The organism is Pseudorhodoplanes sp., assembly GCF_046289595.1.
GTDB lineage: Bacteria > Pseudomonadota > Alphaproteobacteria > Rhizobiales > Xanthobacteraceae > Pseudorhodoplanes.
Window position 1 is genome coordinate 1 of record NZ_JBKBVB010000213.1, and the last position, 3,432, is coordinate 3,432.

The 3,432-nt window shown below is 65.1% G+C and carries 2 protein-coding genes and 1 pseudogene; 2 read left to right on the top strand and 1 reads right to left on the bottom strand.

Annotated features, from left to right (window positions below; all coding sequences use genetic code 11):
- Nucleotides 1-223: 223 nt before the first annotated feature.
- Complete coding sequence (tpiA, locus tag ACK41X_RS23110) at nt 224-973, bottom strand: triose-phosphate isomerase (RefSeq protein ID WP_409728573.1); 750 nt, start codon at nt 971-973, stop codon at nt 224-226.
- A gap of 173 nt (nt 974-1,146) precedes the next feature.
- Here tpiA and ACK41X_RS23115 point away from each other — a divergent pair, with 173 nt between their 5' ends.
- Together ACK41X_RS23115 and ACK41X_RS23120 are read left to right on the top strand one after the other, a co-directional pair.
- On the top strand, nt 1,147-3,057 hold the full coding sequence (locus tag ACK41X_RS23115; protein ID WP_409728576.1) for a SurA N-terminal domain-containing protein: 1,911 nt from the start codon (nt 1,147-1,149) through the stop codon (nt 3,055-3,057).
- A 31-nt stretch (nt 3,058-3,088) separates the two neighbouring features.
- A pseudogene (locus tag ACK41X_RS23120) lies at nt 3,089-3,432 on the top strand (anthranilate synthase component I); the annotation flags it as partial.

Below are 3,432 nucleotides of genomic sequence, written 5' to 3' on the forward strand. Positions count from 1 at the left end.
CGGAGCGCTGCAGCAGCACGAGGCCGATCATGGTCAGCACGATGAGCAGATGAATGACGATTACCACGGTCTGCATGCGTCAAATCCTGATGCGTCCAATGCTCGCTTCCATTCCGGCTTTGCCCCGGCCGGGACGCTTGTGTCGAGCTGGCATATAGGGAATGCGGGCGCGTCTGTACACGATCCGGACCCACAATTCCACCCTCGCCTCATTCTGTGTCGGTCAGGCGTAAGCCGCGGCAATTGCGAGAAAATCATCGGCCTTGAGGCTGGCGCCGCCGACCAGCGCGCCGTTGACATGCGGGACCGACATCAGTTCCTTTGCATTCTGCGGCTTGACCGAACCGCCATACAGAATGCGGGTTCCGGAACCGGCAGCTTTATCTTTGGAAATCAGATAGTTGCGGATCATGCCATGGACGTCGCCGACGTCCTTCGGAGTCGGCGTCAGTCCGCTTCCGATCGCCCAGACCGGCTCATAGGCGATCACCAGCCCATCCAGGCGGTCCGGCAGCGAGCCATCGAGCTGGCGCTCGATCCGGGCGATGGTTGCGCCCGCATCCCGCTCGTCGCGGGTCTCGCCGACGCAGAGAATGGCGGTGAGCCCGGCCCTGCGCGCGGCCATCGCCTTCTCCCGCACCATGGCATCGGTTTCGCCATGCAGCGCCCTGCGCTCAGAATGGCCGACGATGACCGCGACGGCGCCCACATCCTTCAGCATCTCCGCCGATAGATCGCCGGTAAAGGCGCCGGAAACCGCCGCGTGGCAATCTTGGGCGCCGATCACGATTCGCGAGCCCGCTGCGGCCTCGGCAAAGCTTGCGATCAATGTCGCGGGCGGACAGACCATGAGGTCGACGGTATCGGGCAGTGTCGCGGCGCCGGCGATGATCGCCTCCAGTTCGGAGCGCGATGCCGTAAGTCCGTTCATTTTCCAGTTGCCTGCGACCAGCGGACGCGGTTCTTGCGCCATCGATTGCCGTTCCTCACTTTTTTGACACGACCAGGTTTTTTCCGGCTATCAGACGGCGCGCCGCAGAGCCAGCGCTTTCCTGTGACTTCTCAGCGTGTTGCAGCCGCACATCGCGCTCTCTATGATGCGCGGCTTTCCACCCCATCGCCGACGACGAAAGACGTAACGCTCGCATGCTGCGCGGAATCCAAAATGCCACCCGGAACTGGCTCGGCCGCCTGATCACCGGAATCCTGCTGGGCCTGATCGCGATCTCGTTCGCGATCTGGGGCATCGGCGATATCTTCCGCGGCTTCGGGACGTCGACGGTCGCCAAAGTCGGCGGCACCGAAATCGGCGTCGAACGCTTCAGGCAGGCCTATAATGAGCAATTGCAGCGGCTGATCCGGCAGGTCGGCAAGCCGATTCCCGCCGATCAGGCGCGTGCGCTCGGCCTGCACCGGCAATTGCTTGGGCAGATGATCGCCGAGGCTGCGCTGGACGAGAATATCCGCCAGCTCGGCCTTAACGTACCGGACGCCCTGGTGGCCGAGCGCATCCGCAACGATCCCGCGTTCCGCGGCATTACCGGCCAGTTCGACCGCAACCGGTTCAACGCGATCCTGCGCGAGCTCGGCTATACCGAGCCGCGCTATGTCGCCGAGCGCCGCCGGCAAATGCTGCAGCAGCAAATCATCCGCAGCCTGACCGGCGAACTGGCCGCGCCGGAAGCCGCGATCGACCTGCAGAACCGCTTTGCCAACGAAACCCGCGCGCTCGATTACATCGTGCTTGGACCCGACCAGGCCGGCGAGATCGGCGATCCCGCGCCCGAACAGCTCACGACATTTTTCGAGGAGCGCAAGAATCTGTTCCGCGCTCCCGAATTCCGCAAAGTCGATATCGTGACCCTGTCCGCCGACGACCTCGCCAAGACGATCGCGGTGTCCGACGAGGAGGCGAAAAAGGCGTACGATGCCAACCGGGCGAATTACGGCACGCCCGAGCGGCGCGAGGTTCATCAGATCATTTTCCAGAACGAGGCCGATGCGAGCGAGGCGGTGGAAAAGCTGAAGCAGCCCGGCATGACGTTCGCGCAATTTGCCGCCTCGCCGGACCGCAAGGGCAGCGAAGTCAATCTCGGCATGGTGACCCGGGCCCAGATCCTCGATCCGGCCGTGGCCGATGCCGCCTTCGCGCTTCCGCCGGATTCGGTCAGCGCCCCGGTCAAGGGCCGTTTCGGCACCATCCTCGTTCATGTCGGCAAGGTGGAGCCGGAGACGGTGAAGCCGTTCGACGCGGTCGCCGCCGACCTGAAGCGGGAGATTGCGATGGACCGCGCACGCCGGCAGGTGCGCGACCTCTACGACAAGCTCGAGGACGAACGCGGCGCCGGCGGCACGCTCGCCGAACTCGCCAGCAAGGTCGGACTTAACGTCCGGACCATCGATGCGGTGGACCGTTCGGGCCGCGCGCCCGACGGACAACCCGCGCCGCAGCTTCCGGACCTGCCCAATCTGTTTTCGGCGATGTTCGCAGCCGAGGTCGGCGTGGAGAATGATCCGATCCGGCTGGCAGGCGACGATGGCTATGTCTGGTACGAGGTGATGGGCGTGACGCCCTCGCGCGAGCGTCCGCTGGACGAGGTCCGCGACCGCGTCATCGAACGCTGGCGCAACGATCAGGTCGCCGCGCGGCTTAAGGAGCTTGCCAAGGACACCGCGGAGAAGCTGAAGACCACGAGCATCTCCGAGGCCGCTTCCGCGGCCGGCGCGAAACCGCAATTCATCGTCGGATTGCGCCGCGACCGTACGCAGGGCGATTTCCCCGCCACCGCACTCGATGCGGTGTTCCAGACCGACAAGGACGGCGTCGGCACCGCGCAGGGCGCAAGCGCAAGCGAATGGGTGGTCTTCCGTGTCACCGGGATAACCGTTCCGACGCTCGACCCTGCCTCCGCCGATGCGAAGCGGATCCGCGACGGCCTCGCGACGATGTTTACCGAGGATATCGTCGCGCAGTATCTTGCCGATTTGCAGACGACGCTTGGCGCATCGATCAACGAGAGCGCGCTCAATCAGGTCGTGGGCGGGGGCGTGAACTGACGGAGCAGGCGCTTCGCATGCGCCGGATGCGATGACGGTCGAGCCTGCAGCGGAGGAGTTCGCCGCGCGCTACGAAACAGGCGCGCCGCAAGTGGTCTGGACCCGGCTCGTTGCCGATCTGGAAACGCCGGTCTCCGCATTCCTGAAAATCGCGGGCGATCGTCCGCCTTGCTTTCTGTTCGAATCGGTCGAAGGCGGCGCAGTGCGCGGCCGGTACTCGATCATCGGCCTCGCGCCGGACCTGATCTTCCGCGTGCGCAACGGCGCGGCCGAGATCGACCGCTGCGCCCTCTCCGGCACGAGCAGCTTTTCGCCCTGCCCGCATGCTCCGCTCGATGCGCTGCGCGCCCTGATCGCCGAGAGCCGGATCGCGTT

Coding starts and splice junctions, on each gene's coding strand:
- tpiA (WP_409728573.1), bottom strand. CDS start 973: ATGGCGCAAGAACCGCGTCCGCTGGTCGCAGGCAACTGGAAAATGAAC.
- ACK41X_RS23115 (WP_409728576.1), top strand. CDS start 1,147: ATGCTGCGCGGAATCCAAAATGCCACCCGGAACTGGCTCGGCCGCCTG.